Annotated in this window: 35 protein-coding genes and 1 pseudogene; 26 read left to right on the top strand and 10 right to left on the bottom strand. The window is 36.7% G+C overall.

Translation table 11 applies throughout. The annotated features are described in order from the left end of the window. Nucleotides 1–516 (bottom strand): cupin domain-containing protein, encoded by a 516-nt coding sequence (locus tag PDT38_RS02565; RefSeq protein ID WP_270798857.1) that lies wholly within the window; start codon nt 514–516, stop codon nt 1–3. Between the two features lie 160 nt (nt 517–676). On the opposite strand from PDT38_RS02565, the gene PDT38_RS02560 reads away from it, so the two are divergent. From PDT38_RS02560 to PDT38_RS02500, 13 genes are all read left to right on the top strand, one after another. After that, entirely contained in the window at nt 677–1,810 is a 1,134-nt protein-coding gene (locus PDT38_RS02560) for a GNAT family N-acetyltransferase (protein WP_270798856.1), read from the top strand. Nucleotides 1,811–1,872: 62 nt separating this feature from the next. Next, on the top strand, nt 1,873–2,760 hold the full coding sequence (locus PDT38_RS02555; protein WP_270798855.1) for an AraC family transcriptional regulator: 888 nt from the start codon (nt 1,873–1,875) through the stop codon (nt 2,758–2,760). Between the two features lie 2 nt (nt 2,761–2,762). Further along, nucleotides 2,763–3,185 carry a DUF3788 domain-containing protein gene (locus PDT38_RS02550; RefSeq protein ID WP_270798854.1) on the top strand — a complete coding sequence of 141 codons (423 nt, stop codon included), beginning with the start codon at nt 2,763–2,765 and terminating at the stop codon, nt 3,183–3,185. Nucleotides 3,186–3,319: 134 nt separating this feature from the next. Continuing rightward, nucleotides 3,320–3,988, top strand: coding sequence for a sulfotransferase family 2 domain-containing protein (locus tag PDT38_RS02545; protein WP_270798853.1), 669 nt, complete (start codon nt 3,320–3,322; stop codon nt 3,986–3,988). Between the two features lie 103 nt (nt 3,989–4,091). After that, complete coding sequence (locus PDT38_RS02540) at nt 4,092–5,528, top strand: flavin monoamine oxidase family protein (RefSeq protein WP_270800097.1); 1,437 nt, start codon at nt 4,092–4,094, stop codon at nt 5,526–5,528. Nucleotides 5,529–5,608: 80 nt separating this feature from the next. Continuing rightward, nucleotides 5,609–6,115: a Rok-like winged helix domain-containing protein gene (locus PDT38_RS02535; RefSeq protein ID WP_270798852.1), complete on the top strand. Its 507-nt coding sequence runs from the start codon at nt 5,609–5,611 to the stop codon at nt 6,113–6,115. A 42-nt stretch (nt 6,116–6,157) separates the two neighbouring features. Then, nucleotides 6,158–6,514 (top strand): hypothetical protein, encoded by a 357-nt coding sequence (locus PDT38_RS02530; protein WP_270798850.1) that lies wholly within the window; start codon nt 6,158–6,160, stop codon nt 6,512–6,514. A 276-nt stretch (nt 6,515–6,790) separates the two neighbouring features. Next, nucleotides 6,791–7,321, top strand: coding sequence for a stress response protein YvgO (locus PDT38_RS02525; RefSeq protein ID WP_270798849.1), 531 nt, complete (start codon nt 6,791–6,793; stop codon nt 7,319–7,321). An 850-nt stretch (nt 7,322–8,171) separates the two neighbouring features. Further along, complete coding sequence (locus PDT38_RS02520) at nt 8,172–8,972, top strand: DUF2935 domain-containing protein (RefSeq protein WP_270798848.1); 801 nt, start codon at nt 8,172–8,174, stop codon at nt 8,970–8,972. 83 nt (nt 8,973–9,055) lie between these two features. Continuing rightward, nucleotides 9,056–9,346 carry a hypothetical protein gene (locus PDT38_RS02515; protein ID WP_270798846.1) on the top strand — a complete coding sequence of 97 codons (291 nt, stop codon included), beginning with the start codon at nt 9,056–9,058 and terminating at the stop codon, nt 9,344–9,346. 135 nt (nt 9,347–9,481) lie between these two features. Then, the gene (locus PDT38_RS02510) at nt 9,482–9,625 is read left to right on the top strand and encodes a hypothetical protein (RefSeq protein ID WP_270798845.1); all 144 of its coding nucleotides are present in this window, start codon (nt 9,482–9,484) and stop codon (nt 9,623–9,625) included. Then, nucleotides 9,618–10,442: a prohibitin family protein gene (locus PDT38_RS02505; protein ID WP_270800096.1), complete on the top strand. Its 825-nt coding sequence runs from the start codon at nt 9,618–9,620 to the stop codon at nt 10,440–10,442. The genes PDT38_RS02510 and PDT38_RS02505 overlap by 8 nt, the downstream gene beginning before the upstream one ends. Nucleotides 10,443–10,545: 103 nt before the next feature. Continuing rightward, entirely contained in the window at nt 10,546–11,385 is an 840-nt protein-coding gene (locus PDT38_RS02500; protein ID WP_270798844.1) for a thymidylate synthase, read from the top strand. An 80-nt stretch (nt 11,386–11,465) separates the two neighbouring features. Here the strand turns inward: PDT38_RS02500 and PDT38_RS02495 are convergent, their stop codons facing one another. Together PDT38_RS02495 and lexA are read right to left on the bottom strand one after the other, a co-directional pair. Next, nucleotides 11,466–11,876: a DUF6892 domain-containing protein gene (locus tag PDT38_RS02495; protein WP_270798842.1), complete on the bottom strand. Its 411-nt coding sequence runs from the start codon at nt 11,874–11,876 to the stop codon at nt 11,466–11,468. Nucleotides 11,877–12,174: 298 nt separating this feature from the next. Beyond that, nucleotides 12,175–12,798, bottom strand: coding sequence for a transcriptional repressor LexA (gene lexA, locus PDT38_RS02490; RefSeq protein WP_270798840.1), 624 nt, complete (start codon nt 12,796–12,798; stop codon nt 12,175–12,177). A 156-nt stretch (nt 12,799–12,954) separates the two neighbouring features. On the opposite strand from lexA, the gene yneA reads away from it, so the two are divergent. The 6 genes from yneA (at nt 12,955) to PDT38_RS02460 (ending at nt 17,308) form a co-directional block, all read left to right on the top strand. Continuing rightward, nucleotides 12,955–13,266 (top strand): cell division suppressor protein YneA, encoded by a 312-nt coding sequence (gene yneA, locus PDT38_RS02485; RefSeq protein ID WP_270798839.1) that lies wholly within the window; start codon nt 12,955–12,957, stop codon nt 13,264–13,266. A gap of 20 nt (nt 13,267–13,286) precedes the next feature. Further along, nucleotides 13,287–13,991, top strand: a complete 705-nt coding sequence (locus PDT38_RS02480) for a YneB family resolvase-like protein (protein ID WP_270798838.1) — start codon at nt 13,287–13,289, stop codon at nt 13,989–13,991. After that, nucleotides 13,991–14,224 carry a DUF896 domain-containing protein gene (locus PDT38_RS02475; RefSeq protein WP_270798836.1) on the top strand — a complete coding sequence of 78 codons (234 nt, stop codon included), beginning with the start codon at nt 13,991–13,993 and terminating at the stop codon, nt 14,222–14,224. The genes PDT38_RS02480 and PDT38_RS02475 overlap by 1 nt, the downstream gene beginning before the upstream one ends. 168 nt (nt 14,225–14,392) lie before the next feature. Next, nucleotides 14,393–16,396, top strand: coding sequence for a transketolase (tkt, locus tag PDT38_RS02470; RefSeq protein WP_270798834.1), 2,004 nt, complete (start codon nt 14,393–14,395; stop codon nt 16,394–16,396). Nucleotides 16,397–16,564: 168 nt separating this feature from the next. Continuing rightward, nucleotides 16,565–17,005, top strand: a complete 441-nt coding sequence (sirA, locus tag PDT38_RS02465; protein WP_270798832.1) for a sporulation inhibitor of replication protein SirA — start codon at nt 16,565–16,567, stop codon at nt 17,003–17,005. Between the two features lie 84 nt (nt 17,006–17,089). After that, entirely contained in the window at nt 17,090–17,308 is a 219-nt protein-coding gene (locus tag PDT38_RS02460; RefSeq protein WP_172295453.1) for a YneF family protein, read from the top strand. Nucleotides 17,309–17,376: 68 nt separating this feature from the next. On the opposite strand, the gene PDT38_RS02455 is transcribed toward PDT38_RS02460, so the two are convergent. Continuing rightward, a complete protein-coding gene (locus PDT38_RS02455; protein ID WP_270798831.1) occupies nt 17,377–17,547 on the bottom strand; it encodes an aspartyl-phosphate phosphatase Spo0E family protein in 171 nt (56 codons plus the stop codon). Between the two features lie 421 nt (nt 17,548–17,968). Here PDT38_RS02455 and PDT38_RS02450 point away from each other — a divergent pair, with 421 nt between their 5' ends. Together PDT38_RS02450 and PDT38_RS02445 are read left to right on the top strand one after the other, a co-directional pair. Continuing rightward, on the top strand, nt 17,969–18,334 hold the full coding sequence (locus PDT38_RS02450; protein ID WP_270798828.1) for a response regulator: 366 nt from the start codon (nt 17,969–17,971) through the stop codon (nt 18,332–18,334). Nucleotides 18,335–18,395: 61 nt separating this feature from the next. Further along, a complete protein-coding gene (locus PDT38_RS02445) occupies nt 18,396–18,896 on the top strand; it encodes a CcdC family protein (RefSeq protein ID WP_270798826.1) in 501 nt (166 codons plus the stop codon). A gap of 30 nt (nt 18,897–18,926) precedes the next feature. Here the strand turns inward: PDT38_RS02445 and PDT38_RS02440 are convergent, their stop codons facing one another. From PDT38_RS02440 to sspO, 4 genes are all read right to left on the bottom strand, one after another. Then, on the bottom strand, nt 18,927–19,355 hold the full coding sequence (locus PDT38_RS02440) for a DUF2621 family protein (RefSeq protein WP_270798824.1): 429 nt from the start codon (nt 19,353–19,355) through the stop codon (nt 18,927–18,929). A gap of 228 nt (nt 19,356–19,583) precedes the next feature. Beyond that, the gene (locus PDT38_RS02435) at nt 19,584–19,964 is read right to left on the bottom strand and encodes an Hsp20/alpha crystallin family protein (RefSeq protein ID WP_270798822.1); all 381 of its coding nucleotides are present in this window, start codon (nt 19,962–19,964) and stop codon (nt 19,584–19,586) included. A gap of 92 nt (nt 19,965–20,056) precedes the next feature. Next, on the bottom strand, nt 20,057–20,203 hold the full coding sequence (locus PDT38_RS02430; protein WP_172295465.1) for a small acid-soluble spore protein P: 147 nt from the start codon (nt 20,201–20,203) through the stop codon (nt 20,057–20,059). 25 nt (nt 20,204–20,228) lie between these two features. Further along, on the bottom strand, nt 20,229–20,375 hold the full coding sequence (sspO, locus tag PDT38_RS02425) for a small acid-soluble spore protein O (RefSeq protein WP_172295467.1): 147 nt from the start codon (nt 20,373–20,375) through the stop codon (nt 20,229–20,231). A gap of 230 nt (nt 20,376–20,605) precedes the next feature. On the opposite strand from sspO, the gene acnA reads away from it, so the two are divergent. The 5 genes from acnA to PDT38_RS02400 all read left to right on the top strand — a co-directional run bounded on the left by acnA (nt 20,606) and on the right by PDT38_RS02400 (nt 24,567). Then, nucleotides 20,606–23,329: an aconitate hydratase AcnA gene (gene acnA, locus PDT38_RS02420; RefSeq protein WP_270798818.1), complete on the top strand. Its 2,724-nt coding sequence runs from the start codon at nt 20,606–20,608 to the stop codon at nt 23,327–23,329. Nucleotides 23,330–23,465: 136 nt separating this feature from the next. Next, nucleotides 23,466–23,591, top strand: a complete 126-nt coding sequence (locus PDT38_RS02415) for an FbpB family small basic protein (RefSeq protein ID WP_317134941.1) — start codon at nt 23,466–23,468, stop codon at nt 23,589–23,591. Between the two features lie 55 nt (nt 23,592–23,646). After that, nucleotides 23,647–23,790 (top strand): acid-soluble spore protein N, encoded by a 144-nt coding sequence (locus tag PDT38_RS02410; protein ID WP_270798815.1) that lies wholly within the window; start codon nt 23,647–23,649, stop codon nt 23,788–23,790. Nucleotides 23,791–23,814: 24 nt separating this feature from the next. Continuing rightward, nucleotides 23,815–24,060 carry a small acid-soluble spore protein Tlp gene (gene tlp / locus PDT38_RS02405; protein WP_394356234.1) on the top strand — a complete coding sequence of 82 codons (246 nt, stop codon included), beginning with the start codon at nt 23,815–23,817 and terminating at the stop codon, nt 24,058–24,060. 87 nt (nt 24,061–24,147) lie between these two features. Continuing rightward, the gene (locus PDT38_RS02400) at nt 24,148–24,567 is read left to right on the top strand and encodes an acyl-CoA thioesterase (RefSeq protein WP_270798812.1); all 420 of its coding nucleotides are present in this window, start codon (nt 24,148–24,150) and stop codon (nt 24,565–24,567) included. Nucleotides 24,568–24,676: 109 nt separating this feature from the next. On the opposite strand, the pseudogene PDT38_RS02395 reads toward PDT38_RS02400, so the two are convergent. Both PDT38_RS02395 and plsY read right to left on the bottom strand, forming a co-directional pair. Further along, nucleotides 24,677–24,971: pseudogene (locus PDT38_RS02395) on the bottom strand (HesB/YadR/YfhF family protein). Nucleotides 24,972–24,989: 18 nt separating this feature from the next. Next, on the bottom strand, nt 24,990–25,586 hold the full coding sequence (gene plsY / locus PDT38_RS02390; RefSeq protein ID WP_270798810.1) for a glycerol-3-phosphate 1-O-acyltransferase PlsY: 597 nt from the start codon (nt 25,584–25,586) through the stop codon (nt 24,990–24,992). Nucleotides 25,587–25,693 lie beyond the last annotated feature (107 nt).

The following is a 25,693-nucleotide window of genomic DNA, read 5'->3' as shown; positions in this document are numbered from 1 at the left end:
TTAAAAAGTTGAAATCTTTTGTCTTTCTGCAGCTAATGCATCAGCTTTGGTTACATGAACAGTACCAAATGGATGGTTGGGAGGTGCATATATTGAGTAAAGTTTTAGGGGAACCCTACCTGTGTTTGTAAGGTTGTGCCATGTTCCGGCAGGTATCATGATTGCTGTATCATCAGAGACATTTCTTATAAAATTTAATTGATATTTGTTTTTACCCATTCGAACTAATCCTTGACCTTGTTCAACACGTAAGAATTGATCGACATTCGGGTGCATTTCTAAACCAATATCTTCACCGACATTGAGGCTCATTAAAGTAACTTGCAAATGAGTTCCTGTCCATAAAGCAGTACGATACTTATCGTTTTGTTTTGTAGCTTGATTGATATCAATGACAAATGGTCTTGATCCATAATCTTTTCTATTTGCAGTACCGTTAGATCTGGTTGTATGTCCTGACTCATAATAAACTGGTATATGAACATAGTACGGGCAGGGAAGAGGCATATAATACATATTCTCAATCCTTTCACAACGATTTACCAATTATTTTATGTATTGTGTTTAGGGAATGTGTCTAGATAGATAACTTGGGAATTGAAAAACTTCCACGAACATGACATCAAAAATTGCAACTTCCAAGCGAGTATCAAATATAAGGGAGGCAAATCCTACGATGATTCATCAATTAAGACAGAAAAAAGATTTTAAGCTTATCCGGTCACTTCTTCACGATAAGCGTCACCCTATTCTGAACGGTATAATCGAAGGGCATCATCATGGTCGCATTTATGTCGATCATTTGAGTAAGCCCAATTGTGCGCTAGTCTGGGCAGAGCAAGAAATTTTTTATCTATTAGGTAACCCTCAGCCTGATTTTGTTACTAAGCTTCCAACTTATATTAAAGAAGTGATCGCCCCTGAGGCTGAGCGGATAAATGATCATTTTTTTCAGGTGGAACTATGGCCAGAGTCAAAATGGAGACAAGTAGTTCAGAAACATTTACAGATGTTTCTTCCAAAACCATATGAAAGGGTTACGTTTAGTTTTGATCCTGACCTTTACATAAAATCGCCAAACGTATCGATACCCTCTCATGTGGAAGTCAAGCGTATTACTTTAGACATGCTGTCAGAACAAAGGTTTGAAGAAATCTTGGAAAGTGTTGTGGATTTTTGGGAATCGCCTGACATGTTTATCAAAAAAGGATTTGGTTATGTAGTCATTCGCGAAGAAAAAGTGAGATCCAGTTGTGTATCTGTTTTTGCAACAGATACTGATGTTGAAATAGGGATTGATACATACAATTATTTTGATCGCGGGAAAGGATATGCTCTATTAGCTGCGCGAGCGTTTCTCGATGAATGCCTCCGTCAAGGGCGAATGCCTCATTGGAGAACAGAAGATTTTCGTGTGTCATCCATTAAATTAGCAGAAAAAGTTGGCTTCACCAACCGACAGTATTATACTGCTTTTGTATTCTTGTACAATCCATTAGATCATTTTGTTTTCTGTGCTTATCATCGATTAAGATATGGTGGAAATGTAACTGAAGCTAACAACTATATAAAACAAGCCCAAGCTCTTGGAGAATTAGATAAACGGCATCATTTCCTACTTTCATGTGGCTATTCATTAGCTGACAGATCAGATCTTTCGTTAAAGTATCTGCAGCTCGCTCTAGATCTTGGTTGGAATGATATCTCTGATATTCGCTATTTTGTAGATTTGGTTCATCTGCGGAAGACAGACAAAGGACGAGCTCTTTTAGAAGAATTTGAAAATAAAAATTCCTTTTGCAATGAATAGAGCATTGTAGATCAAGAATTATGAATTATCATTTGCTATCTTAAAGATAGGAGGTGTACTTTATGGAAACATGGGAATTGGTTCAAAAAACATTGTCGCATATTGAAACTCATTTGTCAGAGGAATTGAAAATCAAAGAATTAGCGAATATCGCCTGTTTGTCACCATTTTATTATCAAAGGATTTTTAGCCGATTAGTTGGAAAGCCGGTTATGGAATATGTAAAGCTCAGACGTTTAGCAAAAGCAGCAACAATGCTAGAGAATACGGATCAAAAAATTATTGATATTGGATTTAACGTAGGGTTTGAAAATCATGAAACATTTACACGTAGTTTTAAAGATGTGTACACGATTACACCTGAAATGTATCGTAAACATCCAAGACCTTTATCACACTTTAATAAACCTGATATTTCTTTAAAATATCGGTTGGTTGATGAAAAAATGCCCCTTATTGCTGATGGAGTTGTATTGGAAGTCTACCGGAAACACTTAGAAAAAAACCGGTTTTTTGCTGGATTATCAATTGAAACCCCGTTTTCAAATCATCCTAGCATTGATCACTTAGCTGAATTATGGCACGACTTCCATATCAAAAAGAAAAGGGTTGATGTTTTCAAAAAAGAAGAAATTGGAGTTGGTCGCCCTAGTCACCGCGAAGGGTATTTAAACTATTTTGTTGGTGCCGAAGTTGATCATTTTGAAGGGCTGAAAAATTTCTCGGAATTTATACTGTTTGAAGGGGATTACATTGTTTGTTATTTTGAAGCCGAAGACTTCTATCATTTAACAAGAGATGCTCTCGATAAAGCTGTTCATTATATGTACGGCACTTGGCTCCAAAAAAATAATGTAATCGTAGAACCGTTTATGGTTGAAATATATTGTGAAAATGAACCTGAAACATCTTCTATGGAAATATGGTTCAAACAGCGAAAGGATGAATAACAATGTGGGATCAAGTCTTTGATAAAAGTCATCAACCTACACTTGAAGATATCACAGCATATGTGAATCATGATTTATGGGGTGAGTGCCAGCGGTTTATTGAAAATCATTATAAAATTATACCGAAATTAGAGTATAGTAAGTGTTCATTACAAAAAGGATGGAATGTAAAGTACAAAAAAAGTGGAAAATCGCTATGTACATTATATCCAATGAAAGGATATTTCATCGTACTGGTTGTGATTGGTACAAAAGAAAAGCATGAAGCTGATATGATCGTGCAAACCTGTACCCCGTATATTCAGGAACTGTACAAGAAAACACCTTCTTCACATCTTGGACAATGGCTGATGATTGAGGTTAAAAACAGGTCAGTTTTAGAAGATGCATTTCAACTCATTCAAATTCGCTTAAAAAAATCCTAGCCCATAAAAAGTGGCTAAGGATTTTTTTATTCAGCCCTATTTGTCCACCTTTGAAAAATTCCTATCGTCAACCACACTTTCAAGTCGAATTTTAATGCATATATTGTAAAAATAAAAAAAAGAAGGTGATCTGATTGAATAAAGATAAACGGTTAGTTTTTGTCCATATCCCAAAAACAGCTGGTTCTTCATTAAATCTATTTATTTATCAAAATTATAGCCGAGACGAGTGCATTTTGGTGAGTAACCCAAATGAAACACCAGAAATAAATGAGCACATAAAATGTATACTAGGACATAATCTTTACGGTCAACACCAGGAATTAGGACCTTGTCATTACATTACCATGTTTCGTGACCCGGTTGACCGCGTCATCTCAAATTATTTTTATCTCAAAGATGTTTTACACTACGATCATTTAGGGAGCTTAGAAGAGTTTGCCCAATCAGCTGAACGGTCAAATTTGCAAACACGCTTTGTGACTGGTGGTCAAGCAGATCTTGAGCAGGCGATCATCAATATGGATCAATTTACTTTTTACGGAATTACAGAAATGTTTAAACAATCTTTATTTTTATTAAAAGAAATAATGGGCTGGAAAAATATGAATTGTCCAAAAGTGAATGTAAACACGAAAAAACCAACAAAAGAATTAATCTCTAAGGAAACGATTAAAAAAATTGAACAGGCAAATCAGCTAGATATACAACTATATCAAGTGGCAAAGAAAAATTTCGAAAATCGTTTACAATCATTAGATCACAATATGAAAATTGAACTTCAGAAATGGACACGTAATTGAATTTAGACTAGACCATTAAGTGCTAGGCACTCTTTTCACTGAATATAATGCTAAATATACTTCTGAGTGAAAGAGGGTGCCTCTTCACATGAATGCTAAATTAATGGAAAAAGATATGTTGAATATGATTACAAATGGTCTAGAAACATCACAGTTTCCTAAACATATCGTTATCATTGGTGCTGGACTGGCTGGGCTTGTGGCAGGATCCTTATTAAAGGATGCCGGTCACAAAGTGACCATTTTAGAAGGGAATAATAGAATAGGAGGACGTGTTTACACTGCGCGATTCCCTTTTAGCCATGGGCTGCACTTCAATGCTGGGCCCATGCGTATTCCAGAAAACCATTTTTTAACTTTAGCATATATTAAAAAGTTTAAGTTACCTATTCAAATATTTATTAATCGTACTCCACAGGATATCATTTATGTAAATGGGATTAAAACACGTCTCGAAAGTTTTGAAAGAAATCCGAGTATTTTAAAATATCCAGTAGCCCCACATGAACAAGGAAAAACGGCTGAAGAACTGTTGAATACCGTCTTTGATCCGATCTTCAATTTTATCAAACAAAATCCAGAAACAAACTGGAAGATTGTAGAGTATCAATTTAGAAATCAATCGTTAAGATCGTTTTTATACTCTCATTTTTCAACCGGTGCAATTGATATGATGGGTGTCCTTCTCGATATGGAGGCTTATATGGGGATGTCTCTTATTGAAGTACTGCGAGAATCAATCTTTTTTACATCAACAACCCGTTTCTATGAGATAACAGGCGGCATGGACCGTTTGCCACATGCATTTCTTCCGCAATTAAATGAAAATATTCACTTGTGCCGAAAAATGGATAAAATTTCTCAGTTTCAAAACAATGTCACAATTCATTGTATGGATCAACAAACTGGGCAACGTTGTTCAGTAACGGGTGATCTTGCGATTGTGACGATCCCTTTTACAACTTTGCGATTTGTAAAAGTCGAACCATATCATACTTTTTCTTATTATAAACGGAAGGCGATTCGTGAACTCAACTATACAGCTGCAACAAAAATCGGTATCGAGTTTAAGAGCAGATTTTGGGAAAGGGAGGGGCAGTTTGGCGGCCGATTAATAACTGACTTGCCAATCCGTTTTACATACTATCCTAGTTATGGAATAGGGACAGGAGGACCGGCTGTCATTTTAGCAAGCTATACATGGGCAGATGATGCATTGACATGGGATGGTCTTTCCATGGGAGAACGTATTCATTATGTTTTGAAGGATTTGTCGGAAATATATGGGAATCAAGTTTATTCTGAATTTGTCAGAGGAGTTCCTTTTAGTTGGAGCCAAAATCCTTATTCAATTGGAGCTTTTACAGTTTTCGAACCAGGACAAGAATTAGAACTATATCCTTATATCCCTACACCTGAAGGGAGGATACATTTTGCAGGAGAACATACTTCACTTACTCATGGGTGGATGCAAGGTGCAATAGAATCAGGGATAAGAGCTGCATATGAAGTAAATCAAAAAAGTTTTATCCAGTTATAAATAGTCCTAAAAAATCAATTGTGAAAGTTAAAAAAGTCCTATAAACTATAATCAAAACTAATTTTTTAGGAGATGGGATTATGTTTAATGAAAGAGATGCATTGCGCTTAAGGCTTGAGCAACTAAACCATACTGAGATTACCGTTATACGAGAATTTCAAAAAGAACGAAATCAAATTTATGCAAAACTACGTGAATTAGATGGAGCAAATCAACTTCCTTCAGTAAACAAAAAGTCATCGTTGATTGAATTAGCCAGCGCAACTGCGCAAAAATTTAAAGAAGTCAATAAACATTCTGAAACGGAAAAGTCTTCTTTCATGCTAAATACAAAAGAACAAATTCACAGATCAAAAACTTCTATTCATCGAGAGGCAGCCTTAAAAGTATTGAATACATACAAAGAGGGGATTAGAGGGACAGACCTTCGGGTGGAGATTGAAAAAGAAACAGGCATTCCAATCATGAATATGACAACCTTTATGCAAGGCTTGATGAAGCACCATCCAGAGGTGAAGAAACCTGATCGTGGTCGCTATATGTTAAGTAAAGAACAAGAACTGATTTCCGAAAAGTCCTTTAAATAAAGGACTTTTCCCCTTTAAAAAATTTTCAAGGTGATGTTGGATATGAAACCAATGATTTCTGATCAACTGACAAAAGCTATACACGAAAAAATCATTATTGATTTATGCATACATGCTTTAGAAACAAGAATCGATAAAACCGATTCTAGTCAAAATACGAAGCTTGCAAAAGATTATGAAGAGAAACTAAAAAAGCTTTTTTTGCTTAGAAAACAACTCAATGATTACCTTAGAAAAGAACATGTAAAAATCCAAGAGGTTGTTGTGTGTGATGACATGTTTGTTGAATATCCTTACTATATTAAAACGGACGAAGGAGGAATTAAGCAGGGTACCTATAGGTATTGGAAAGCTGCTTTAAAGCTCCATATGAAAAGAAAGTTAGAAGAATTTGAATAGATAAATATTTCAGAAAGTAAACAGTTCTGAACAGCTCAAATAGACTAATCCCCGAATAATCCTCTCTACCTATCTGTTTTCACTTTGTGTCTATTATATGGAAATGTAATCTCTTTGGTTTATTGGAAAATAGTTGTATTTCCTCATTCTTCTATGAAAAAAATTCGTTATGCTTGTTTTACAAGAAGGGAGGGAGTTAAGTGAAATAGCTGTCAATGTTTGTCTAGTAGATCATTCGATTTTCGAAAAATGGCAATTTAATTGGGAGGGTATAAAATGAAAAAAATGTTAGCTTTCATTACAGCCTTGGTGATTAGTTTATCTTGTCTTCCATATTTGGCAGAAGCGAAAGAAACGAAACAAATGGACACTACTATTAAATCGTTGCCATCTACGTCATTGCCATCACATGTTAATCAACCACTAAAGTTTGAAAGTAAAAAATTTAAAACGTCAGCTATTGATCTTGGTATCAACCTTGACCTTCTAGGAATCGGAAATCAAATTAGAGATTCTATCGTACAAAGCGCTAACCGCAGCGGCTTCGTTAAAAACTGCATGGAATCGGCTTTTTATGCTGCAGGACAAAGATATAATGTCATGGTTTTTAACTTAAGTCAAAATTATCAAGAAAGATTAAGAGGAGTTAAGTTTTACGGATCTGCTAACTATCATGGCGTCATTTATGGAATCTGGGTGTTTGAAAACGGAGAGTTCACAAACCAAGGAGATGGCGGCTGGATTAACTGGGCTTTTAAAGGATGGTTTGACCGAAATGGAAAACATGTTACATTCCGTAAACCTTAAGTAGTTGATCATTAAAGGTGTACAGGTAAACTGTACACCTTTTTTAAGTTTAGGGATCTTTAAAAATGCATGGCTATCAAAAGTTAAACAAACAGCCATAAGGTAGTTCAGGAAAAGAGAATCGCTGGATTGTGTTTTCATATGAAAGGATTACAATACCATGCAAAGGAGGAAAATAAATGTAAAGTTTTGTATTTTTCACCAATGGAAGAACTAACTCTCATATAAATGCTAGAAACAATGATTGTAAGATTGTTGGACGGTGCATCAGTTGGTATCTTGAAAAAACTACTGAAGACTCTGTCATTGCTGCACATCTTGGTTAGATAACTTCACAGCATGTGATTGAAGTCGGGACTCGGAGCAATGCCAGAAGACAGTGTGGGAAAGTGCTTGACCGCTGACTATGCCATTGCAAATGGTCATTGACTGGCCAATTTTCTAGTTAATTTAAATACTCAATCCTAAGGACGCCTTCAGGCTGTTCGATTACATGAAACAACGACATCAAAAATCTGCTGTCTTGACTGATTAGAAGAGATAATGGATTGTATCCTTCAAAAAAAGAGAACGTTGTCGTTCTAAGTAACTTCCCAGGGAATTTAGAGAAATGAGGTTTCAAGAGGGGATGAGAATGCCACAGGGCGATGGGTGAAAGGACCGAGAGAAGGTGTATTTAATATGTGGCACATCTGTAAAGACTTGTACACGATATACAGTCTTCGATGATTAAAAAGTATCATCCATGTGAAGCACAACCACCTCATTTTTAGAAATGTTTTCCCTGATCATAATTCGAATGAATGGTGAATAGCCATAATGAAGAATGTTTGGTTAGGGGGGAGTCATTTTGAAAACATATAAAGAAACAGCTATCTTTGAACATACATTTTGGTTGCAGGTTTTAGGTGATCATGCGCGTTTTATTCTCGATTCTTTAGCTCAAAAAGAGAAGGAAGATATTCAGAAAGCAAAACAGTTTAAACAGATTTTCGATGCATTACTTAAAAAAGCGAATTCCTCAGGTGATTTGCATTCGTTAACAATGGAAGTTGAAGAATATGTTCTGGCCTTGAGGAAATTTAAACTTTCTCTTATTAAAAGACACTTAGTAGGTGATATTACCATTCATCTGTCACCAACATTTATCAATCATATGGTCAATGAACTTGAGGAATATTTGCTCGTAATCAAATATTTAAAAAAACAGGAAGTTCCACCTGTTTTCCATGAATTGCATCATCATATGTTATGGCTCATGGATGCAGCCGGACATGCTGGAGCGATCGCCGATAATTTGGACGCTGTTGAAAAGCGATTGAAAAAAACGAGCAAAGGATTTGAAAAACATTTTGAACAGTTTTATTTAAAATCTGTTCAACTGACAGGTTACCTTAGAGCCAATATAGAATCATTTCCTGCTCTCAGAAAAATGAATAAGGATGTTAAGTTAGAAATCGAATTGTTTAGGACATTTCTAAATGAAGTAGAGGAATTGGAATTGACAGATCAAATGCTTAGTACATTTTCAGCATTGATGGCAGATCATATGATGAGGGAAGAGTGTTACTATTTAATGAAAATCGCAGAATCAACAAATACGGAAATGCCAACATGTAACCCTGCAAAACCAAGATTGCAAAGTAAATAAAAAATAGATTTTTTCATACCTTTGACCTTAACTGCTGAAAAAGTTAACATGTAATCAGCAGGAAGGGGTATGGAGGTATCAAAGTGAAAAAAGATGATCAACATGCAATTTCCATGATCAGTTATTATAAGGTTGAGCGTTCTATAGATTTGAACCGGCAACAATATCAGAAAAAACAGTATGGCCTTTACTTATATCAAGACATCATCATAACAGCAACCCACCGATTTCAATTAGAACATGTCACTGATATATCGTACAGACCACTCTCAACAACCGGATTGCTTTATCTTCATACAAATCAAGGGGTGTATCCATATGAAATATGCAGTGATCCAGAGCATTTTATTCAAGAATATCAAAAACTAAAATGATACCAAGATGAAATACAATGAACAAGGCAGATGATATATAGATATTGAATCTGTCTTTTTAGTATGCTTTTAATCAGAAAAATGAAACTTTCGAGTTCATATGAACGTAAAATAAAAGTGAAGGAGGGATGACTAGTGAAAGTGATGATTGGTTCAGTCATATTGCTCCTCATGATAGGATTTGGGGTATGGCTGATATTAAGCCCGTTGTTTGAAAAAATCGGAAACGGAGCACGAAAAATAAAAAAAACACTGGAGGATGATCAAGATGATGAATGAAAAACAAAAAAAGCCAAAAAACAAAGCGCTTCTTGGTGGAATCATTGTTGCTGCTGCACTTATTATTGGGGGATTGACGGCTACACTTTTTATTGAAAAAATTCCAAATGGTTATGTTGGTGTTGTGTACTCACCAAATGGTGGTGTTAAATCAGAAACGCTTGATCAAGGCTGGCATCTTGTTGGATTATTTGATAAAGTGACAAAATATCCTGTACGCATGCAGACGGTCAGCAATCAAAACATTCAAGTTGCAACATCTGACGGTAAAAATATTTCAATGGATATTGCTTATAACTATGTCGTTCAACCTGATAAAGTTGTTGAGTTGTTTAATAAATTTGGTGCAGTAGATGTTAATTCAATTGAAAACAGCTATTTAAAAACAAGGTTATGGGATGCAGCAAGAAAATCGATATCGAAATATTCAGTTATCGATACATACGGTCAAAAATCATCTGAGGCTGCAGCAGAAGTGCAAAAAACGTTCGCTGATGATATGAAGAGGCTTGGGTTTGTAATCGATGATTTAACACTTGGGGTTCCCAAACCTGACAAAGCAACTCAAAAAGCAATTGATACTCGTGTCAAATCATCGCAAGAATTAGAAAGAAAACAAACAGAGCTTAAAATTGCCAAGGCTGAAGCAAAAAAGAAAAAAATTGAAGCGGAAGGAATTGCTAAATACAATGAAATTATTAAAAAATCAATGTCAGATGAGATGATCCAATATCAATGGATTCAAAAATGGGATGGAAAAATGCCTAAGGCTACCGGTTCCAATTCATTAGTCCAGTTACCAAAAGATGACAAATAGGTGTGAGTTGTAGTCCGGTACTGTCCCGCACATTAACTTTTTTCTATTGAAAAAATCTCAGTTTATTCATATCATTTGAATAAGGGTAAGAGGAGTGGATATGATGAGCCAATATGATCAGCAATACAACACACTGATTAACAAAATTATTCAACATGGCATTTCAGACGAAAAAGATCAAGTAAGGACACGATGGGAATCAGATGGAACACCGGCACATACCGTAAGCATCATCAGTCAAAAAATGCAATTTGATAACACGGAAATACCGATTTTAACAACAAAAAAAGTGGCCTGGAAAACAGCTATAAAAGAATTGTTGTGGATTTGGCAACTTAAGTCTAACAATGTTGAAAAACTTAATGATATGGGAGTTCATATTTGGGATCAATGGAAGCGCAAGGATGGTACGATCGGTTCAGCGTACGGCTACCAATTGGGAAAGAAAAATAGAACATTAAATGGGCAAAAGGTCGATCAGGTGGACTATTTACTTGATCAATTAAAACATAACCCTTCATCACGTAGACACATTACAATGTTATGGAACCCAGATGAATTAGATGAAATGGCACTGACACCTTGTGTATATGAAACACAATGGTATGTGAAAGAAGGAAAATTGTCTCTTGAAGTGAGAGCTAGAAGCAATGATATGGCGTTGGGCAATCCGTTTAACGTGTTTCAATATAATGTCTTGCAGCGTATAATAGCCCAAGTTTTAAATTATGAACTAGGTGATTACATTTTCAATATAGGCGATTGCCACGTATACACCCGGCATATCGATCATTTAAAGATTCAACTTGAGCGAGAGCAATATGAGGCTCCACAGCTGTGGATCAATCCAGAGATAAAAAATTTCTATGACTTCACGATTGATGACTTTAAACTAATTCATTATAAGCATGGGGACAAACTGACTTTTGAAGTGGCAGTGTGAAAGATAACAGGCAGTGATTCTGCCTGTTTTTTAATTCATACTCCATTTATCAAAATCTCACATTCTTATTATCCGAAAAACTATTGAATTTCAATACCTGCTTGTTTAAATGGCTCTAACACTTGTGGATCACACATTGAAATGTAATCAACTGTTTTTAAATTTTTAAGATGCTGAAATCCTTCAACAGATCCAACATCAAATAAACGATCCTCGCCATCCCAATCCGGCTTTAAGATATGATAAATTTCGTTTCCCCCATCAAAGCAAAGATAATCAATTTTTTGCAAATCACTCATTTCCAAAGTCAACGCTTCTAAATATTCCTTGATTTCATGAATGAGTCCAGCTCCAGTGTACCATTCAAAATGATTGGAATACTTATGTATTAAGTTTGTCAATTCCTCTAGAAATCGCGGCTCTTTATCTAATAAAGATTCAATGACTACTAATTTAAAATTAAAGTCTTTAAACATTCCACTTTTGTCCAATTTTCTCCCTCCAATTTTTATGATATAGTGTCTAAGGTTTTTGATCTGAATCAATAACAAAAGTATATTTTAGGTTTCTGGCCTTGATTACTCAATGCATTGTTATGATGTCAGTGTTTCTTGTTGCGCAAAAAGTTTCCTTAATTCAACTTTTTTGTTGACTACCAATCTAACATAAGAGATAATGGTTTTGTAAGCTTATCAGCAATTCCTCTTTTCAGGTTCATGTCACTAAATTAGTGATATGAACCTGTTTTTTTAAAAATAAAAGGCCGCCACTTATGGCTGCCTTAGATGATTAATGAACAGTTCTGAAAACCCCAATCACTTTCCCAAGGATCTTCACGTTTTGCAAAATAATAGGATCCATCGTTGGATTTTCCGGTTGAAGTCGTATGTGTGTCGCTTCTTTGAAGAAACGTTTGACGGTCGCTTCATCGTCTTCAGTCATTGCAACAACGATATCTCCGTTATTTGCCGTATTCTGTTGTTTGACGATCACATAGTCTTGATCAAGTATCCCCGCATCTATCATGCTTTCTCCCATAATCTCAAGCATAAATACATGTTCATCAGGCGGAACCAAGCGATCAGGTAGGGGAAAGTATTCTTCGATATTTTCAACAGCGGTAATCGGTATCCCAGCCGTTACTTTTCCGATAACAGGCACATTAACAACATGGTTTTTCGGAATATGAATCTCTTCTTCTGTATCCAGTATTTCGATTGCTCTCGGCTTTGTTGGGTCTCGTCTAATTAACCCCTTTGTTTCAAGTCTTGCCAAGTGACCGTGTACGGTTGAACTTGAGGCAAGGCCGACCGCTTCACCAATTTCCCTTACAGATGGCGGATAACCTTTGCGCTTGACTTCTTCTTTTATGAAACGCAAAATATCGAGTTGCCTTTTTGATAGTTTCGTCATGTTCTGCACCTCAAAACGTCGATTTTAGGTAGATTATAGCATGTTTTTCCTCAAAGTACAAACATAGGTTCGAAAAAACTATTTGACAGAAACATTTGTTCGCATTTATACTGATAACACAAAAACCGAACAAATATTCTATTTGAGGTGATAGAAATGAAAAATGAATCGTTGATTTTCGTTGTCTTGTTTACTGTTGTGATTAGTTTTTCTATTCTGTTTCTGTCATTTGCCACTAAGATCGAGGAAAGCAAACAATATGTTAAAATAGAAGTTCAAGAAGGGGATACGTTATGGGAACTGGCAGATTGCATTGAAGGGTTGAGAGGGACAGATAGGGAGAAATTTGTGGAGTGGGTTGCTGATCACAACAATTTATCAACATCTGTCATTAAACCTGGTGATGTTTTGATCCTTCCAGTAACTAAACAGCAATCTGATCAAGGCCAGCTGGCAGTTGTAGAATAAGTAGAATATGGGGGATTTCTATGAATGCGATTATATACACGAGAGTGAGTACAACGAAGGAGCAGCAAGAAACCTCCTTGAAGCGGCAAGAAGCTGAACTTACATCTCTTGCTAACGAATATGGAATGACGATTGTTAAAGTTATTTCTGAACAAGCGAGCGGATATGATATGGATCGCGATGGTGTTTTCGATCTTCTTGCAGAAATTAAGAACTCTGCTGTTGATATGGTTTTAATTCAGGATGATACACGTCTTGGTAGAGGAAATGCCAAAATTGCTCTACTTCATTGTTTATATAAAGAAGGGGTCCAAATTTATACGCTGTCTCATAGAGGAAAACTCGAGCTTTCAGAAGCGGATTCAATGGTTTTGGAGATCGTCAGCATTGTTGAAGAATACCAACGGAAAATACACAACTTAAAAATAAAAAGAGGAATGAAAAAAGCGGTGGAGAACGGATATCGGCCGGAAAAAAATTTAAAGAACCGCCATGAAGGATCAGGTAGAGGAAGAATTGAAGCACCGCTTTCAGAAATCATTAGGTTGCGAGAAAATAATCTAACTTTTGCAGAAATTGCTGCTGTATTAAGAGGATTCGGGTACAGCATCTCAAAAGCGACTGTTCACCGGCGCTATCAGGAATTTAAAGAGAGTACACAAGAGTTGTCAAACGGAAACGGATTTAGTAGTATGAGTGATAAACAAAATCAAAGGAGTTTATGATGATTTCTAAAGAAAAAATAGCCAGAATTAATGAACTTGCCAAAAAATCAAAAACAGGTTCTCTAACAGATCAAGAAAAAGCTGAACAGCAGAAGCTTCGCCAAGAATATTTAAAGGGTGTCCGTACATCTATGAAAAACACATTAAAAAACGTGACAATCGTAGATCCTGAAGGCAATGATGTAACCCCTGAAAAACTTAAAAAAGAAAAAACAAACCGCAGTTTACATTAAGTTTTAAGGAATACTCAATATTGTATTCCTTTTTGTGTAGACTACTGTTTAAGGTTTTTCAAATATTCATCACTTTTCACCTAGCTTGTTAGGCTGAAAAGCTTGTGAAAACTGTTGGGGAGATTTATGATAAGAATGTAGTAAAGTACATATTGGAAGGTGATTATGATGAAAACAATTGAGCTGAAATCTGTCGCAACAATTAGGACGCTATCCATAGACGCTATTGAAAAAGCGAAATCAGGTCATCCAGGTATGCCGATGGGGGCTGCTCCAATGGCTTATGCGCTTTGGACAAAACTGATGAATGTCAATCCTGAAAATCCAAATTGGTTTAATAGAGACCGCTTCGTGTTATCTGCAGGACACGGTTCTATGCTTTTATATAGCATGCTTCATTTAAGCGGTTACGACTTGTCAATGGATGATTTGAAAAATTTCCGTCAATGGGGAAGTCAAACACCAGGGCATCCTGAATACGGACATACTCCAGGCATAGATGCTACGACTGGTCCACTCGGACAAGGAATTGCAATGTCTGTCGGAATGGCGCTAGCAGAGCGACATCTTGCTGAAACTTACAACCGTGATCAATATCGTGTTGTTGACCATTATACTTATAGTATTTGCGGTGACGGAGATTTAATGGAAGGGATATCATCTGAAGCAGCTTCACTTGCCGGACATTTAAAACTGGGTCGTCTCATTGTCCTTTATGATTCTAATGACATCTCTCTTGATGGTGAGTTAGACCGTTCATTCTCTGAAAACGTTCAGAAACGTTTTGAAGCAATGAACTGGGAAGTTTTATATGTAGAAGATGGTAATAATATTAATGAAATTACGGCAGCAATTGAAAAAGCCAAACAAAATGAAAATCAGCCAACATTGATTGAAGTCAAGACGACAATTGGGTATGGCTCTCCAAATCGAGCAGGAACTTCTGGGGTTCATGGAGCTCCTCTTGGTGAAGAAGAGGCCAAGTTAACAAAAGAAGCTTATGAATGGACTTATGAGGAAGATTTTTATGTTCCTGCTGAAGTGTATGAGCATTTTAATGAAACAGTTAAGGAAGCGGGTAAGCGAAAGGAACAGGAATGGAATCAGTTGTTTTCGGCATATAAACAAGCTTATCCAGATTTGGCACAACAACTAGAGTTAGGTATAAAAGGAGAGCTTCCGGCTGGTTGGGATCAAGAAATTCCGGTTTATGAAACAGGTAGCAGTCTTGCATCCCGTGCTTCTTCAGGAGAAGTTCTAAACGGAATTGCTAAACAAGTTCCATTTTTCTTTGGTGGATCTGCCGATTTAGCAGGTTCTAATAAAACGACGATCAAAGACGGCGGTGATTTCTCAGCAAAAGACTATACCGGCCGCAATATCTGGTTTGGTGTCCGTGAATTTGCAATGGGTGCGGCATTAAATGGAATGGCTCTGCATGGAGGTCTTCGAGTATTTGCAGGTACATTCTTTGTCTTCTCAGATTATTTAAGACCTGCAATACGACTCGCAGCTTTAATGGGGCTTCCTGTCACATATGTATTTACCCATGACAGTATTGCGGTTGGAGAAGACGGACCGACACATGAACCAATTGAGCAGCTTGCATCACTTCGCGCACTTCCAAATCTGTCTGTCATAAGACCTGCGGATGGAAACGAGACAGCAGCAGCGTGGAAACTTGCTGTACAGTCTAAAAATCAGCCGACAGCGTTGGTATTAACACGTCAAAATTTACCAACGATTAAACAATCTGTCACTGCTGCATATGAAGGTGTAGAAAAAGGGGCATATATTGTGTCCAAGAGTCAGAATGATAAGCCGGATGCAATTTTACTTGCGAGCGGGTCAGAGGTAGGACTTGCAATTGATGCACAAAGTTTACTGCTCAAAGAAGGTATCGATGTATCAGTGGTCAGTGTTCCTTCTTGGGACCGTTTTGAGAAGCAATCCGCCGAGTATAAAGAAGCAGTTCTTCCTGCAGATGTGAAAAAACGTCTTGCGATTGAGATGGGTTCACCACTTGGCTGGGACAGATATACAGGTACTTATGGTGATATTCTTGCAATCGATCAATTCGGTGCATCTGCTCCAGGTGAAAAGATTATGGAAGAGTATGGTTTTACCGCCACAAATGTTGTTGAGCGGGCTAAAAATCTCTTAAATCAATAGAGTAATTTTATTGGGGGAGGGAATGATGTGATATCATTCCCTCTTTTCTCTGTTTTCGACAAAATTAGTTTCTTCTCTTATCATCAACAGACAATTATTTTGTTCAACCTTTTGTATAATAGAAGACATATATTCACTAAAATGTTTACAGAAGGGGATGAGAAGTAGTTGGAGCGTCATTATTATACGTATCTAATAGAAGAGGAATTTGCCAGTCACTATTTTGGAAGGGAAGTTGTGATATTTAAGCTTTTTTATGATTATCATTGGACAAACCTTGATCATAAGAAATCACTGTTGGCAGCCAAACAGATAGAGTATATTACTGAGCCGATTCCGATTTCTCACATACACAAAAGACTGAAAATGAATCTCAGCCAAGAAGAATATCGACAGGTGGATTGTATATACAAATTGATGGTTCCGAAAGGTAGTGTTTCTTTCATTATAAAAGATCGATATATTGAAATTTTGGCAAAAGGTCCCTTTGAAGTAGAAACCGTATTTTTTGAAATATTGCGTAAAGTCAGCCCATGTTTTCTAGCTATGGATTTTGGTATGGAACGATATGGTTGGTTAAACCCAGTGAAAGAAAGAAATTTTGTCTAAAAGAAAGAATTTGGGCTGTTTATGTTGTATAATAGCTTTTGGTTTAGTACACTTTATACGAGACAACATGAAGGAGGAAATTAAATGGATTTATGGGTTGTCATCCTAGTGGGTATTATCGCTTTGCTCGCAGGTGTAGCGCTTGGATTTTTTATTGCTCGCAAATATATGATGAATTATTTGAAAAAAAATCCACCGATTAATGAACAAATGTTACGAATGATGATGATGCAGATGGGTATGAAACCATCGCAGAAGAAAATTAATCAAATGATGAAAGCCATGGAAAATCAAACGAAATAATTGAAATTCTGACATAGAAGAAACATGGTTAAAATAAAAAACCCGCTTTCTGGGTTTTTTATTTTGATTTATGATGATTGCGTGCTACTGAGGGATAGTTTTTGGTATTCTAAAAGAAGAGTATCTAGCTGCTGGCTATGTTGAATGGTGATATGAGAAGTCATGCCATTTGTCATGATAATGTTCACCAGTTCTTTTCTTTTTTCTTCAATTTCATGAAGCAGGTTTTCTTTCGTCACAGGAATTTATCCTTTCTTCTGTAAAAATCAACTTTTAATGATGCTTACTAGTTAGTGCTATTATATCCATATCTGGTTTTCTTTTCAATTCCACAAGTGAATAGTAAAGGTTGTTAAAATAGATTATATAAAGGAATTCGAAGGAAGAAAATCTTTTTTGGTGATATGTTAGGAAATTGAAATATATATGTCATAGCAGACTAATTCTGTAAAACGAAGTCACCGTTGTCAGTAAATGATCCTGAAAGGTTGGAGCAAAAAAACTGATGCTACATACAGATCTCATCTTTCAGGATATCGTTCGTTTTTTTTGTTTTCTTTCACGAATTTGAATGTGGCAAATACCTTTTCGTTTTGTTGCATTTTTTGTTACAATAGAGTTTATTCACTGTAAAAATTGACAGTTGTTTTGGAGGGGAGCATGACAAGGGTTTTAATTGTTGATGATGCCAGATTTTTGAGAGATAAAATGAGAGAGATACTTGAATCACAAAATTTTCAAATCGTAGGGGAAGCCGGAAATGGTGAAGAAGCCGTTTTGCTATATCAAGAGCTGAAACCTGACTTAGTCATTATGGATATTACGATGCCTGTGAAAAACGGTATTGAAGCTTTAAAAGACATGATTCAAATTGAACCGAAAGTAAAAGTGATCATGTGTACGGCAATGCGCCAACAACGAATTGTCGTAGAGGCGATTGAGGCGGGAGCGAAGGACTTTATTGTCAAGCCCTTTGAAGAGGAAAAAGTGATTGAAGCGATCCGTCTTGTTTTGGGAAATGCATAATTGGTTTTTTTATCCGTGATGGCGTATAGTAACAATTAGAGAAATTTTCTAAAACATAGGGGTGATATGTATGATGGTTGTGGTTTCATCAATATTTGCGGTGTTGATGGCTGTCATTGTCATGGCAATCAGAATAAAGTCGTCTGATAAACCGACCACAGCGAAAAAAATTATACTGCCTCCGATCTTTATGAGCACAGGAGCTCTTATGTTTCTATCTCCAATGTTTCATGTGACCTTGGCAGAATTTTTTGAGGCGATCTCTGTTGGAATGATTTTTTCAATTTTCCTGATTAAAACATCAAAATTTGAAATTAGGGAAGATAAAATTTACATGAAGCGCTCAAAAGCTTTTGTGTTTATTTTAATTGCTTTGCTCGTCATTCGGATCGGATTGAAAAGTATTTTAAGTGCATCAATTGATTATGGTGCTTTGAGTGGAATGTTTTGGATTCTCGCTTTTGGAATGATTGTTCCTTGGCGAATTGCTATGTATTTATCTTTTAAAAAGCTATCAAGTCAGCTTGAAGCATCGAACAATATACAGAATCAATTAACATAAAACCTTTCCTTTAGATATGGAAAGGTTTTATTATTTAAAGAGCGTTTGATAGGGAGTGTAATCAATATCTTTTTCTTTTAAGTGTTTCATTAAGAAGCGGTGATCTTTTTTTGGTGTAGCCATAATATAGCCTCTGATGATTAGATCTTCATTAATAGAATGACTCTCCTCTTTTAAAGCAAGCTCACCAATTTTTCCAGCAATTTTTGCTTTGGCGGTATCACGAAACAACTCAGGAACGGGTGTTACAAGTTCATTTAGTAGTTTTTTATCCTCTTCTTTCCACAAATGTCTTGTTTGGTGAATATAGTAATTCTGCCAGTCAAGTTCTGACCATCCATCCTCTTTAGGAAGGCGTTTCAAAAATTTGCGAAACATAAAAAATCCACCGATTGATAAGAAGACGACCATCATGACAATCCACAACAGCATCAGCCATAAAACCCATCCTTCTAGCATCTCTCATCCTCCTTTGTCTATATATTATTTTACATGAACGTGTTTTAGAAGAACATAGAAAAAAAAGTATAAATTGGTGAAAAAGCCTGTTCATAATTATATCCCCAAGCATATTCTATTGAATAGCTACTCTTTTTCCAAGGCCATGGGAGAGTTGCTAGAGGATATTTGACGGGTGAACGGAAAAAAACCTTGTTTGAGTATTTCAACTCAAACAAGGTTTTCTCTTTACAAAAGAATATTGAAAGAAAAAGAAGGTTCTTCATAATTTGCTTCATTATTTGTTTCTTTACTGATTTTAATGGCAAGTATTTGATTTTGATATTCGGTTTCAATTTGCTTATCATTTAGAAAAAAAGGAAGCAGTAGCGTTTTTTTATATAACTGTTCTGACGTTTTAACAGCCAGAATAAAATCATGGTCTAAAAAGGTCATGGAAAGCTGTTGTCCATCTATTTTGGTTAAATCTGCTTCAAGTATATATGCTGTACTTGTTTCGTACAAATCAATTGGAATTGTTTCATCATAGAGGATGAAAGGATCATCAACAAACTGTTTTATCCATTCATCATCAAATTCAGGAGCATCAAACTGGTCAGCATTTTTCATCGAGGCATACCTCCATACTTATGCTTTTGATAAGTTATGCGGGCTCTTATTTACTTGTGAAATGATGACGACCAGCTGGGATCATGAAAAAATTATAAATCATGGTGGGCATTTTTCTTTTGTCTTGTATGGTTTCGATTTTTCACTTTTTTGCTTCCGCTCAGCGGCTCAGGTTGACCCGGTTGATCTCCTTTTGGTGCGTTTTTACGTATATCTTTACCATCATTTTTGTTCGTCATTGTTTTAGACCTCCTGATCATTCAATTATTGATTGGTTTTTCGTGTTTTATTGTTTTGACGTTCGGCTTCTGTTAGGATGTGCTGATCATTTTCAATATATCCAGCTCCATTCCCTTGTCGTTTGGCATTATTCATTCCGTTTATGACATGATTTGCTTTTCGTTTTGCCAATGTGATCACCTCAAGTCGTAGTATATCCCAGCATAAACTGTCGTATAAAAAAATGTATTTCCAGTAAAATCACTTTTTACATACATAAGTCATTCTTATAGAATTTAATAAAAACATTGATATTTACTTATGTTTAAAATTGATTTAAGATTGAATTGTGAGAAAAGTGTAGTGAAATATGCCGATTTTTCTGGTATATGAGCTTGATCTTTAAAGGGGGATTTTGGAGAATGGCGAAACAGCAGCAAATCACAAAAAACGACGCTTTTCAATCTAGAAAAACGTTCACAGTACATGGTAAAACGTACAGTTATTATTCTTTGAAAGCATTAGAGGATCAAGGTATTGGGAAAGTGTCAAAACTTCCTTATTCTATTAAGGTTCTGCTGGAATCTGTTCTTCGTCAAGTTGACGGAAGAGTGATCACAAAGGAACATGTTGAAAATTTAGCAAGATGGGGCACTGCTGAATTAAAAGATATTGATGTTCCTTTTAAACCTTCACGAGTGATTTTGCAGGATTTTACTGGGGTTCCTGCCGTTGTTGATCTTGCTTCATTAAGAAAAGCGATGGCTTCAGTTGGTGGAGACCCTGATAAAATCAATCCTGAAATTCCGGTCGACCTTGTCATTGATCATTCCGTACAGGTTGATAAGGCTGGAACTGAAGATGCATTGGCCGTGAACATGGATCTCGAATTTGAGAGAAACAGAGAGCGTTATCAATTCTTAAGTTGGGCGAAAAAAGCGTTTAATAATTATCAAGCCGTTCCGCCTGCAACCGGAATTGTTCACCAAGTGAACCTTGAATATTTAGCGAGTGTTGTTCATGCTGTTGAAGAAGATGGAGAAACAGTCACATACCCTGATACACTAGTCGGAACTGACTCTCATACAACAATGATCAATGGAATAGGTGTTCTTGGATGGGGTGTCGGGGGTATTGAAGCAGAAGCAGGTATGCTGGGACAGCCTTCCTATTTCCCTGTACCTGAAGTGATCGGTGCAAAACTGATCGGTAAGTTGCCTAACGGAACGACAGCTACGGACTTAGCTTTAAAAGTCACACAAGTGCTTCGTGAAAAAGGTGTTGTCGGAAAGTTTGTCGAGTTCTTTGGGCCAGGTGTTGCTGAACTACCACTTGCTGATCGGGCGACTATTGCAAATATGGCACCAGAATACGGAGCGACTTGCGGATTCTTCCCTGTTGATGAAGAGGCATTGGCATACATGAGGCTAACTGGGCGTGATGATAAGCATATTGCGGTTGTTGAAGAGTATTGTCGTCAAAATGGACTCTTCTATACACCTGATCAAAAAGACCCAGTGTTTACAGATATCGTTGAAATTGATTTATCAGGTATCGAAGCTAATTTATCAGGTCCAAAGCGTCCACAGGATTTAATTCCGCTATCAGCTATGAAAGAAACGTTTTATCAGCACTTAACAAGCCCTGCGGGAAATCAAGGATTTGGTTTAGAGGCAAATGAAGCGGATAAAAATATCGAGTTTACACTTGAGAATGGTGAAAAAGCTGTGATGAAGACAGGTGCAATTGCGATTGCAGCCATTACTAGCTGTACGAACACTTCAAATCCTTATGTGTTAATTGGAGCTGGTCTTGTCGCCAAAAAAGCGGTTGAATTGGGGCTGACTGTTCCGAACTATGTGAAGACTTCATTGGCACCGGGTTCTAAAGTTGTAACTGGTTATCTAGAACATTCAGGCTTACTTCCATATTTGCGTGACCTTGGCTTTAATATTGTTGGATATGGTTGCACAACCTGTATCGGTAACTCAGGTCCATTAGCTTCAGAGATTGAAGAAGCGGTGGCAGACAACGATCTCTTAATTACGTCTGTTCTATCAGGAAATCGAAATTTTGAAGGGCGGATTCACCCGCTTGTCAAAGGAAATTATTTGGCTTCACCACCACTTGTTGTTGCTTATGCACTTGCAGGTACTGTTGATATTGATTTGAAACATGAACCAATTGGAATCAGCAAAGACGGACAGAACGTCTATTTTAACGATATTTGGCCGACAATGGATGAAATTAATTCAGTTGTCAAACAAACTGTTACTCCTGAATTGTTTAGAAAAGAGTATGAGCGCGTTTTTGATGATAATGAACGCTGGAATGCAATCGAAACAACAGATGAAGCTCTTTATAAGTGGGATGAACAGTCAACTTATATTCAAAACCCACCATTTTTTGAAGATATGTCAGTTGAGCCGGGGACAGTGGAGCCTCTAAAAGGATTGCGTGTAGTCGGGAAGTTTGGAGACTCTGTCACAACAGATCATATTTCCCCAGCAGGTGCAATCGGCAAAGATACACCAGCAGGAAAATATTTGCAAGAACAAGGTGTTTCTCCAAGAGATTTCAACTCATATGGTTCAAGACGTGGTAACCATGAAGTGATGATGAGAGGAACATTCGCTAATATCCGTATCAAAAACCAGATCGCTCCAGGGACAGAGGGCGGTTATACAACTCATTGGCCAACAGGCGAAGTGATGTCAATTTATGATGCTTGCATGAGGTATAAAACGAATGGTACAGGTTTGATCGTGATTGCAGGAAAAGATTATGGAATGGGCTCTTCTCGAGACTGGGCTGCAAAAGGTACAAATTTGCTCGGTATTAAAACTGTTCTTGCCGAGAGCTTTGAAAGAATCCATCGAAGCAACCTTGTTTTAATGGGTGTTCTTCCGCTACAATTTAAATCAGGAGAAAATGCTGAAACCCTCGGACTGACAGGAAAAGAAACGATTGAAGTGGATGTAAATGAAACGGTTCGTCCACGTGATCTTGTCACAGTGAAAGCAACTGCTGAAGATGGTTCAGTGAAAACCTTTGAAGCTGTTGTTCGCTTTGACAGTGAGGTTGAAATTGACTATTATCGCCATGGTGGCATATTGCAAATGGTTCTTCGTCAAAAAATGAAATAAAAGAAGGAGAGAAAGCCTAAATGGCTTTCTCTTTTTTATAGGTCTTTTTAGTTGATCTGAAATAGAAAAATTCAGGCTTTTTGCTTATATTGTCGAAAAATTGGCGAAAATAAAAATATAGTTGGAGGTGATTCAATTGAAAAACTCGAAAAGACGGACTTTTGAAGAGCTTGTGATGGCAAATAAAAAAGAGCTATTAACTAATCAGGAGTTTCTTGATCAACTTGAGGAAAAGCTGGAACAGAAATTTAAGTTAAAATAGCTGATGTTTCCACCTCTTTTTGGGAAACCTAATCTCTTAAAAGGAGGGATAAACAATGCCGAGAGAACATGATAAACAGTCTAAATTTACCCCTAACCATCTTGGGACAAAGCCTGTTAAATATCGGGCAAATAACGGAAAGAAAATGCACGACAAAACAGGTGAGACACCGATCATTATGCAAACAAAAGGCGAATAGATATTTTTAAAAAATGGAGGAATGATGAAAGTGGAAAGGCATAAACACAATCCGGATGACAGATCTGATAATGTCGAAAAACTTCAAAACATGGTACAGAATACGATTGAAAATCTCGAAGAGTCAGAAGAACAACTATCATTTGCCAATGATGAAGACAAGCAGCGGATCAGAGCGAAAAATGAACGGCGAAATGAAAGCATTGAGGCGATGCGCAATGAAATTCATGATGAAGCAGAAGCGCAACAAAAAAATAGATATGATCAATAAACCAGGGCAACCTGGTTTTTTTGTGATTAGTCAAGCATGTTTATGTTAAAATAAGTATACATTTTATTTCAAGGGAGTAGAGAAAATTTGTACGTCATAAAAAAAGAAATTGAAGTTCGCTATGCTGAAACAGACCAAATGGGTGTTGTTTATCATGCAAATTATTTGATTTGGATGGAGGTAGGCCGGACGGCTCTCATACAAGAGCTTGGTTTCTCATATGCCGATATGGAGAAAGATGGTATACTATCACCTGTTGTTGATGTTAACATTCGTTATGTGAAACCACTTCGCTATGGGGAAAAAGCAGTTGTACATACATGGATTGAGGATTACAACGGTTTTAAGACTGTCTATGGTTATGAAATTCTCAATTCTAACGGGGAAATTGCTGTAAAAGGAAAGACCTCTCATATATGTGTTGATCGGGACAGCTTTAAGCCGCTTCAATTCCGTAAGTTATATCCAGAGTGGCATAAAGCTTATGAAGAAGCGATAAAGAAATAGGGGTGTCCTGAAAGTCTTGCGGATGAATGAAGATCGGGGAATTTGCTTGCTTTCTGCCTGCAAATTCCCCTGATAAAGGACTTTTTAGACAGTCCTTCTTACCTTTTTATCATTGATATTCAAACACTGGTTCTTCAGCTGATTCATGATATGTTACAAGCAAGTCATGCCCATCAAAATACCAAATATCAAATATCACTTTCTTCAACAAAAAACGTGATTCCGTCTACTTCTAAACTTGCTCCAATTCGCTGAGGCTCGTCTTTTGAAATGCCTAAAGAAAACCCCTTTTGAACACTGCTACAGCCTCCATAACGGACAAAGAAGCGAATGTGATCCCCTTGTTCCAGTTCTAGCTCTTTCTTATACCATTGAAGCGCTTCTTTACTCATGTTCAAATTCATTTAAAAAGCACTCCCTTTTTAATGTTTGTTACTTGACATCCATTTTATTTTAGGTTCTGTTTTATTGATGATTCTTTTAATATTTGTTCTATGTCTGTAGATAACAAATACTGTAAGTATCGCGACGACTGCCACTAAAAAGATATCTTTTGTAAATAGACTATAAACTGTAGTATACAGTCCGGTTAAAATTGAGGAAAGCGATACATACTTTGTAATGTATAGAAACAGGAAAAACGCTATGAGCATGGTGAGAAATAGTAATGGCTGATAGCATAATAACACACCTCCAGAGGTAGCAACCGCTTTTCCACCTTTAAACTTTGCGAAAATAGGGAACATATGTCCAACTACTGCGGCTACACCTGCAAATAAAGGGTGTACATCAATGTGCATGATAGCAGGCAGAAATGCAGCCAGGGTTCCTTTTAAAATGTCTCCTACTACCACAATGGACCCTGCTTTAATTCCAAGTGTTCGGAAGGCATTAGTTGCTCCGAGGTTCCCGCTCCCATGCTCTCTGATATCGATGCCTTTAGCAGCCTTACCGACGATTAAGCCAGAAGGGATGCTACCGATTAAATAAGCTAAAACAAATAATAAAGCAATTAACATTTCATTTCTCCTTTTTCAATGATCCCTTATTCTATTTTAACACGAGGGGTGTGCTTTTAACGAGTTTTCTTTAAATATACCGTATTCTATCATACAGGATGTTGTAC

Source organism: Bacillus changyiensis (assembly GCF_027706145.1).
GTDB lineage: Bacteria > Bacillota > Bacilli > Bacillales > Bacillaceae > Bacillus > Bacillus changyiensis.
Note: the sequence above shows the minus strand (reverse complement) of the source record. Positions and strands in the feature narration are given on the sequence as shown.

Bases quoted from the DNA above. Each gene is read 5' to 3' on its own strand.
- yneA (WP_270798839.1), top strand. From the start codon at position 12,955: ATGAAAAATGAATCGTTGATTTTCGTTGTCTTGTTTACTGTTGTGATT.
- PDT38_RS02435 (WP_270798822.1), bottom strand. From the start codon at position 19,964: ATGAAAAATGCTGACCAGTTTGATGCTCCTGAATTTGATGATGAATGG.
- PDT38_RS02530 (WP_270798850.1), top strand. From the start codon at position 6,158: ATGAAACCAATGATTTCTGATCAACTGACAAAAGCTATACACGAAAAA.
- lexA (WP_270798840.1), bottom strand. From the start codon at position 12,798: ATGACGAAACTATCAAAAAGGCAACTCGATATTTTGCGTTTCATAAAA.
- PDT38_RS02550 (WP_270798854.1), top strand. From the start codon at position 2,763: ATGTGGGATCAAGTCTTTGATAAAAGTCATCAACCTACACTTGAAGAT.
- PDT38_RS02540 (WP_270800097.1), top strand. From the start codon at position 4,092: ATGGAAAAAGATATGTTGAATATGATTACAAATGGTCTAGAAACATCA.
- PDT38_RS02535 (WP_270798852.1), top strand. From the start codon at position 5,609: ATGTTTAATGAAAGAGATGCATTGCGCTTAAGGCTTGAGCAACTAAAC.
- acnA (WP_270798818.1), top strand. From the start codon at position 20,606: ATGGCGAAACAGCAGCAAATCACAAAAAACGACGCTTTTCAATCTAGA.
- PDT38_RS02500 (WP_270798844.1), top strand. From the start codon at position 10,546: ATGAGCCAATATGATCAGCAATACAACACACTGATTAACAAAATTATT.
- plsY (WP_270798810.1), bottom strand. From the start codon at position 25,586: ATGTTAATTGCTTTATTATTTGTTTTAGCTTATTTAATCGGTAGCATC.
- PDT38_RS02430 (WP_172295465.1), bottom strand. From the start codon at position 20,203: ATGACGAACAAAAATGATGGTAAAGATATACGTAAAAACGCACCAAAA.
- PDT38_RS02525 (WP_270798849.1), top strand. From the start codon at position 6,791: ATGAAAAAAATGTTAGCTTTCATTACAGCCTTGGTGATTAGTTTATCT.
- PDT38_RS02410 (WP_270798815.1), top strand. From the start codon at position 23,647: ATGCCGAGAGAACATGATAAACAGTCTAAATTTACCCCTAACCATCTT.
- PDT38_RS02555 (WP_270798855.1), top strand. From the start codon at position 1,873: ATGGAAACATGGGAATTGGTTCAAAAAACATTGTCGCATATTGAAACT.
- tlp (WP_394356234.1), top strand. From the start codon at position 23,815: ATGAAAGTGGAAAGGCATAAACACAATCCGGATGACAGATCTGATAAT.
- tkt (WP_270798834.1), top strand. From the start codon at position 14,393: ATGAAAACAATTGAGCTGAAATCTGTCGCAACAATTAGGACGCTATCC.
- PDT38_RS02450 (WP_270798828.1), top strand. From the start codon at position 17,969: ATGACAAGGGTTTTAATTGTTGATGATGCCAGATTTTTGAGAGATAAA.
- PDT38_RS02460 (WP_172295453.1), top strand. From the start codon at position 17,090: ATGGATTTATGGGTTGTCATCCTAGTGGGTATTATCGCTTTGCTCGCA.
- PDT38_RS02560 (WP_270798856.1), top strand. From the start codon at position 677: ATGATTCATCAATTAAGACAGAAAAAAGATTTTAAGCTTATCCGGTCA.
- PDT38_RS02505 (WP_270800096.1), top strand. From the start codon at position 9,618: ATGAATGAAAAACAAAAAAAGCCAAAAAACAAAGCGCTTCTTGGTGGA.
- PDT38_RS02480 (WP_270798838.1), top strand. From the start codon at position 13,287: ATGAATGCGATTATATACACGAGAGTGAGTACAACGAAGGAGCAGCAA.
- PDT38_RS02475 (WP_270798836.1), top strand. From the start codon at position 13,991: ATGATTTCTAAAGAAAAAATAGCCAGAATTAATGAACTTGCCAAAAAA.
- PDT38_RS02565 (WP_270798857.1), bottom strand. From the start codon at position 516: ATGTATTATATGCCTCTTCCCTGCCCGTACTATGTTCATATACCAGTT.
- PDT38_RS02440 (WP_270798824.1), bottom strand. From the start codon at position 19,355: ATGCTAGAAGGATGGGTTTTATGGCTGATGCTGTTGTGGATTGTCATG.